The organism is Paenibacillus foliorum (assembly GCF_013141765.1).
GTDB lineage: Bacteria > Bacillota > Bacilli > Paenibacillales > NBRC-103111 > Paenibacillus_S > Paenibacillus_S foliorum.
This window is the reverse complement of sequence record NZ_WHOD01000015.1, coordinates 1-6,993: the sequence shown is the minus strand read 5'-3', so window position 1 is coordinate 6,993 and position 6,993 is coordinate 1. Positions and strand designations below refer to the sequence as shown.

The 6,993-nt window shown below is 46.3% G+C and carries 4 protein-coding genes; 2 read left to right on the top strand and 2 right to left on the bottom strand.

Translation table 11 applies throughout. The annotated features are described in order from the left end of the window. Window positions 1-363 precede the first annotated feature (363 nt). Window positions 364-576 carry a TM2 domain-containing protein gene (locus GC093_RS04495; protein WP_171650678.1) on the bottom strand — a complete coding sequence of 71 codons (213 nt, stop codon included), beginning with the start codon at window positions 574-576 and terminating at the stop codon, window positions 364-366. A gap of 336 nt (window positions 577-912) precedes the next feature. On the opposite strand from GC093_RS04495, the gene GC093_RS04490 reads away from it, so the two are divergent. Next, entirely contained in the window at window positions 913-5,355 is a 4,443-nt protein-coding gene (locus GC093_RS04490) for an AAA family ATPase (protein ID WP_171650677.1), read from the top strand. 45 nt (window positions 5,356-5,400) lie between these two features. On the opposite strand, the gene GC093_RS04485 is transcribed toward GC093_RS04490, so the two are convergent. Further along, window positions 5,401-5,688 (bottom strand): putative signal transducing protein, encoded by a 288-nt coding sequence (locus GC093_RS04485; RefSeq protein WP_171650676.1) that lies wholly within the window; start codon window positions 5,686-5,688, stop codon window positions 5,401-5,403. Between the two features lie 246 nt (window positions 5,689-5,934). Here GC093_RS04485 and GC093_RS04480 point away from each other — a divergent pair, with 246 nt between their 5' ends. Next, entirely contained in the window at window positions 5,935-6,870 is a 936-nt protein-coding gene (locus GC093_RS04480; RefSeq protein WP_171650675.1) for a phosphotransferase, read from the top strand. Window positions 6,871-6,993: the final 123 nt, after the last annotated feature.

Sequence of the window (6,993 nt, the reverse complement as noted above, 5' to 3'; positions counted from 1 at the left end):
AACGCACCCCAAGAAAGCAGATTGAGTGATGCTCCGTTCCCAAGGTAGGAGCACTACTTACGGCATGTTGTGGATGGAAGCGTGTAATAAAAAGCGAGTGCAATGGCTATGAACACCGGATCGAAGATTGGTTGTTAAGAAGTGTCAAGAAGTAGGGAATGAACGCAAAGCACGGAGTAAAGGAATTACATGGAGGGTATGGAGGATGAAGTGGAGGAGCATAGCATCGATCACGTTTCTTATGATTTCGGATTTGGGATGAGCCGGGGCTTGTAAGAACAAGAAAAAAGCCATTACCCGAAGGTAATGGCTTCTTGAAGACTGGAATGAACTCTTCCAAGTCTCTCTCACGCTTGAGTAATCTTAAGCTGAAGCGTATTTGCGTTGAAACTCGTCGTCTGTTTTGGTCAAATAAAGGATACCTTCAATTAAACCGATAATGGACGGAATACCTGTCCAGCAAAACAATAAGTAAACTACACCAAGCAAGGTTTTGCCCAAATAGAACTTGTGAACACCGAAACCTCCTACTAAAATAGCAAGTATGCCTGCGGTAACTTTTGATTTTGGATTCATTGAATTATCGCTCCCCTTATTAGCTTCCTCTTGCATTGCAAGTTGATTTCATTCTATAGAACTAACTATGAAAAGACATCTAACCAAAGTTACATAACCTGACATTTTATTAGTTTTAATTAAATTATTAGGTATAACTTGCTCGAAAAAACACTTTACCTAGTACTTTTATATCAAAACTATGACAAAACCATTAATAAAAATCATTAAATAGTGGTTTTCGACAGTTTTAGCATCTATTCCCTCTATTGAAATGGTGATAGAATGAAATGAGGTATAAGTTGGAAAAAAGATAATTTCTGTTAATTGGGTGGGGGAGCAGCATCAGTGCGGCAAATGGATGACATTGAGCTAAAGAATTTATTGGACGGAACTATCGGGGTTTCGCCGTTTATATATGTAGCGATTGCAATGGTAGAGCTGGTTTATGGGCTGCATAGGAAGGACACGGTTATACGAGACTTGAATCCAGCGGGGATTCGGATACGACAAGCAGAAGTATGCCAAGCTATTCTTAATGATGGGCGCAAGCTGGACTATGCCTATCTGTCTCCAGAGCAAACGGGCAGAATGAATCTTGCACCTGATAAGCGCAGTGATTTATACGCACTTGGTGTCATGTTCTATGAGATGCTTGCTGGGCGCATGCCTTTTCAGGCACAGAATGCGGAGGAGTGGGTTCATGCTCATCTCGCCATGCCGCCGATCCCTCTAGAGAAGCTTCGTCCAGAGGTTGCAGGATCGTTATCTGACATTATCATGAAGCTGCTGGCAAAAGCACCAGAAGACCGGTATCAAAGCGCCTATGGTTTATTAGCCGATTTAAGGCAATGTGCCGCCTCCTTTAATAAGGAAGCTGGGGAAGTTATTCCTTTTGAGATAGGTTTGGTAGATGCTGTAGGTAGATTTCATCTTCCAAAGGCTCTAATCGGCCGTGCTGCGGAAGAAGAGCAGCTTCGGGATGCTTATGAGTTAGCCCGCGCAGGAGCTTCTGCATTTGTGCTCGTTACGGGTCGGGCGGGCAGTGGTAAAACCGCGCTGATCCGTGAGCTTCAGACGGAGGTCCTTCGAGAGGATGGCTACTTTATTGAAGGTAAATGCGATTTCATGAATCGGGACACCCCGTTCGCGCCAGTTCTTCAAGCGTGTCGGGGACTTGTTCGGCAAATGCTAAGGGAAACACCTGAACGGGTTGCCGAATGGACGAAACGAATAAAGGATGCAACGGGCACTAACCTGGGTATTATTGCCGAGCTACTTCCCGAGGCATCGGCGCTACTAGGGGAGCTTCCTGCTGTAGAGCAGCTTCCGCCTGCCGAGGCGATAGTGCGCTTTCGCCAGCTGTTTCCAGCTTTCATTCAAACATTCGCGGGTAGGGAATATCCGCTTGTAATATTTCTAGATGACCTCCAATGGGCCGACACGGCTACTATGGAGGTGCTAAGGGTTCTTTTGCAGGATGCTTCCTTGCATGGTTTATTGATACTGGGTACATACCAGATTGAAACAAAGCCAAAGTGGGGAGAAGGTGGGGTAGACCATGCGGCGGCGGTGGCATTGATCAGGGAATCTCTTTCTCTGCTTGAAGTGGATACACACCCGGTTATCCGTCATATTAAGATGAATCCACTGCCCTATGTGGAAGTGGTTCGTTTTGTTGCGGTCGTGCTTCATGAAGATACGGGACGTACTCGGCAGCTGGCTGAGCTCCTTTATCAAAAAACAGGCGGTTATCCTTTATATATGCACCATTTTCTGGAGGCCCTACATCGAGAGCAAAAGCTCTTTTTTGATACAGAACTAGCTATGTGGACTTGGGATGAAGCTGCTATCAGGCAAGTGCCTGAGTATGAAGATGCGCTTCCATTAATCGAAGCACATCTTCATACGCTGCCGATTGATACGGTTAAGCTTCTTGGCGTAGCTAGTGCCATCGGATACAGTTTTCGCCTGTCCAAAGTGGCGATGATATGCGAGCAGTCGGTACAGCACATGATAGAAGTTTTACGCCCTGCTATGGAGCAAGGCTTAGTATGGTGCGAGACGCCCCCGGATGAGACGGGGGAAGATGCATGTCGCTTCAGTTTTTTGCATGACCGGGTTCAGCAGGCTGCTTATGATACCGTCCCCGTATCGGAGAAAGCGGGCTTGCATCTGCAAATAGGGCGGGCTATGCTCCGCCAGGCTGTTCTCGAAGAAGAGGAATTGATCTTCGAGATCGTGCATCACTTGAACTTGGGTTCGGAAGAGATAATGAACGAGGAAGAGAAGAGAAAACTTGCTGAGTGTAATCTGCGGGCCGGTATGAAATCGAAGGCGTCTACGGCATACTCAGCAGCACAGCATTTTCTGGAAGCAGGGCTGCAGCTGCTCGGAGGTCATAATGAAGAGAAAGACGCTCTCGTGACACAATTGATGATGGAGCTATCTGAATGTGAGTATATGTGTGGTCGTGAGGAACGCGCAGAGGAGCTGCTTGGGCAGTTGATGAGGCGTTCTAAGGATCTAGTGGAGCGTTCCAGTATTTACTTGATTCGAATAGCGATGAATACTTTTTTGAAAAGAGACGGTGCAGCTGTGGACATCGGGCTGCAGGCACTGAAAGAATTTGGTTGGGAAATACCGGCAGAGCCGTCAAGATCAGTTATGGCTGGGGAACTGGCACGAACACATTGGGCGCTTTACCGTAAACGTGATGTTCTGCCCCATCTACCGCTGAACAACGAGCCCCGTTATAAAGCTTTGTCTGATTTAGTCATGGCGATCGCGGCACCAGCATTTATAGAAAATGCAGAATTAAGCGGTGTGCTTTATTCGAGATTCGTCCGCCATGGGTTAAAGCACGGCAATAACGAAGCTTTTGCCTTTATGTTAGGCGCGTACGGCACACTTCTGACATTCGGGCTTAATCGCTTTAGCAGTGGATACAGGCTGGTGGAGATTGCTAATGAACTTGCGGCTCCATTCGAAAACAAGGTTCTTAAATGCCGACTCCACTTTATCATGGGCCTTATCGCACAATATAAATCTCCTGCTGAGGTAGTCGCGAATATGGATCAGTCCGTGCGTTATGGGTTAGAATCCGGAGATTTGATGTTTACTGGTTACTCTATGTCGATTCGTATCCTCAATCATGTTGGGGATCTGTACAGTTTATCAGATTGTATTTCTCAATACGAATTGTCACGGCATCTGCTGAATGAAGTTACTTTAAGAGTGTTTCGCATCGCTCGCTGGCATATGGGAATGCTGCAGGATGAATCTGTCGACAGTGGTGAATTCGAAGAGTGGATACAGGAGGAACATTCCAACGAAACTCAAAGAAACCAAGCTTATTATTATTGTATCTGCCATATCGAGGCTGCATATCTGTCGGGTCGTTATCGTGAAGTGCTCGAATGGGTAGATCGCAGTAATAAGCTTAATTGCAACCATCAGGGACCTTTATTGATACGTAAACAGCAGCTTTACCATTCTTTGTCGCTGGCGTCGCTTTATTCGGAGGGAGGGCTGTCGGCAGATAAACGCAAAGGGATCCTTGGCATCATGACCAAGCATCTTCGTGCCATGAAGATGGAGTTTGGAGGCTTCAGCCAGAAATCGTCCGATTATATTCTTATTGAAGCTGAGTTAGAGCGGTTTAACGGAAATAAAGCAGCCGCGGCGGAGAAGTATGAGCATTCGCTTACAGCTGCACGCGAAGAAGGATATGTATGGATGGAAGCCATAGCTGGTGAGCGTACGGTTGTCTACTATAAAGGCATTGGAATGGCTTCGGCTGCAGATGCTTTATTGGTTGATACCTGCATTGCCTATTCTCGCTGGGGGGCAATGGTTAAAGTTCGAAGGCTACAAGCCGAGTATCCTGAGCAATTAGAGGTAGTTGCGAATGCAGCGTTTCGTGAATTGGCAGCCACTCGTCTTGGCAAGCAGGTCTATGAATTAGAAACGGTTCAGGCGGTGGGTGCTAACGCAAGCGAAGTGGTGGAGGATGTCCGCCTAATTGAGAACGCTCGCGAATCGGAACTCTTTAGAAATATCGATGAGACAGTCATGCGGCAAGCCGCCGTTTGGCCGGGTGAACGAAGTGAACAACGATTGACAGAACGTTTCCTTGAATCGGCACTACGTTATGCGGGTGCGGAGAAAGGATACGTAATCAATCCCTTAGAGGAATCTTTCAGCATTGAAGCGTCAAGTGGTCCGAAGCCTGCCCGGAAAAACACCGCTATGTTTGCCGCTTCGCTTGTTCATTACGCCGTTCGAACTGGCAAGGCGGTCGTGCTATCTGATGCGTCGCAGAGTATATATGCATCTGATCCCTATATTCGGCTTCAGAAGTCACGGTCTATTCTATGTCTTCCTATTCCATATCCAGGTAAGCGCCTCCCCAAGGTGCTATATCTGGAGAATAGTCTGGTGTTCGGGATTTTTACAGAGGAAAGGTTGGCTGTGTTGGATATGTTGTGTTCGCGGATGGTATATTTACAATCATTGGTGGATTCCCGTGCAATGCCGGAAGCGGCGGAAGAAGAGGAAAGGGCTCGTGGAACTGAATCAGTCAAAGCTGCACAGCCGTTGGTGGACCCACTAACCAACCGAGAGATGGAGATGCTCCAGGCGCTTGCTCATGGCTTGTCCAATAAGGAAATTGCCGAGCATTTTGGACTAACAGAAGGAACCGTCAAAAACCATATGTTTAATCTGTATGGAAAGCTAGACGTGAAGAGAAGGGCGCAAGCGATCGTGCGAGCGAGGGAATTAGGGCTGCTGGAGTAAGTAATTATAAAGTGAAGCGGCAGCAGCCGGTTATCCTTCTATCCGTTATTCTTTAAAATTGTTTGCGATTAAAGAGATTGCTTGGTCGACATATTTTTCCGGAACCTCGAGCTTGATGGAACCGTGACCGGAGGATCCTTGGACAGCACCCATGTTATCCGTCGAGCGTATGCGGCTCTTCACTTGATTAGACTTAAGAAAAGCGTGCTTTGCCTCAATCTCTGCCACCGCATTGGCGGTACCGGCCTCAATCGTTTTCCACTTCGCATTGCTTCTGATAACCAACCATACTATGACGGCTGCGACAACCAACACCAACAGTAACATTTCCATGAAAAACACCACCTTAATTCAATTTGGCCCCTCATTTTGGGAAAAATGGGGTCTTCAATGGGTTGTGATCTGAATGGGATGATCGGTATATGTATACGATTCCAAATGGATTACTATGACGAAATATTCCATTTATTCTTCAATTTTCTGAGATGGGGCTGTCTTTGTCTTGGTATTAATAAGCTTTGTTTGGAACGGACAAACAGAGGTATTATATAGAACATGCTAAGAATGGAGCTGAAGTAATTGGTCAAGCCTTGGGCTGCGGAGCAGATTGTAACCAACGATGTGGCGTTAGAATTAATCAGCACTCAATTCCCTGAGCTTGTTCCAGTAACGGTCAAGCTAATCGGCGAAGGATTTGACAACACGGTTTATCAAGTCAATGAACAGTATGTATTTCGGTTTCCCCGACGATCTATTGCGGTAGATTTACTGCTGGTTGAGTGCGCGCTGCTGCCGCATCTTTACTCATTGGGGCTTCCATTAGCGGTATCTGAGCCGGTGTTTATAGGAAAGCCTGAAGAAAGGTATTTGTGGCCTTTTGCAGGATATCGGTTTATAGTGGGCGAATCGCCAGGAGTAATTACAGTTGAACAACGAATGCAGTCAGCGCTGCCGCTTGCTCAATTTTTAAGCATGCTGCACCGTTTTCCAGTGGCAAAGGCGAAGGAGCTGGGTGTACCGAACGACCTGCTGGGGAGGCTGGATCTTACTAAAAGATTAAGCCAAGTGGATAGCAATATGAATAAAGCAATGGAGTTAGGCTTATGGTCGGATCGCCGGGTATTAGATGTTTTTCTAAGTTCTTTAGGTGATGGGGAGAACATTAAGGAAAGTGGGAACAGCAGCTTCACTCAATGCCTTGTGCATGGTGACCTTCATATCCGTAACGTGCTCGCAGATGATAATCAACTCATTTCGGGAGTTATTGATTGGGGAGATGTACATATTGGCCATCCGGCTGTTGATCTATCGTTCGTTTATAGTTACTTGCCTTGGGAGGGCAGGAGAATGTTCTTTAGCATTTACGGAGAGGCTGATACTGCTACCTTGAAATTAGCCAGGTTTCGATCCATTCATATATCGCTTCTGTTACTATTGTACGGATATGACCAGCAAGATGATAGTTTAGTGGCAGCGACTCAGGACAGCTTGAGGTTAGCTTTTGAGGACTTGTGAGCTGAAAAGTCGTAAAGGATAGGCCTTAGGTGAGGATTTTTGATCGTGAAAAATATAATAATAACTGCTAAAGTTACAGATTCAGTGGGACACTGCCTCTTAGGGGAAGTGTCTTTTTTTATT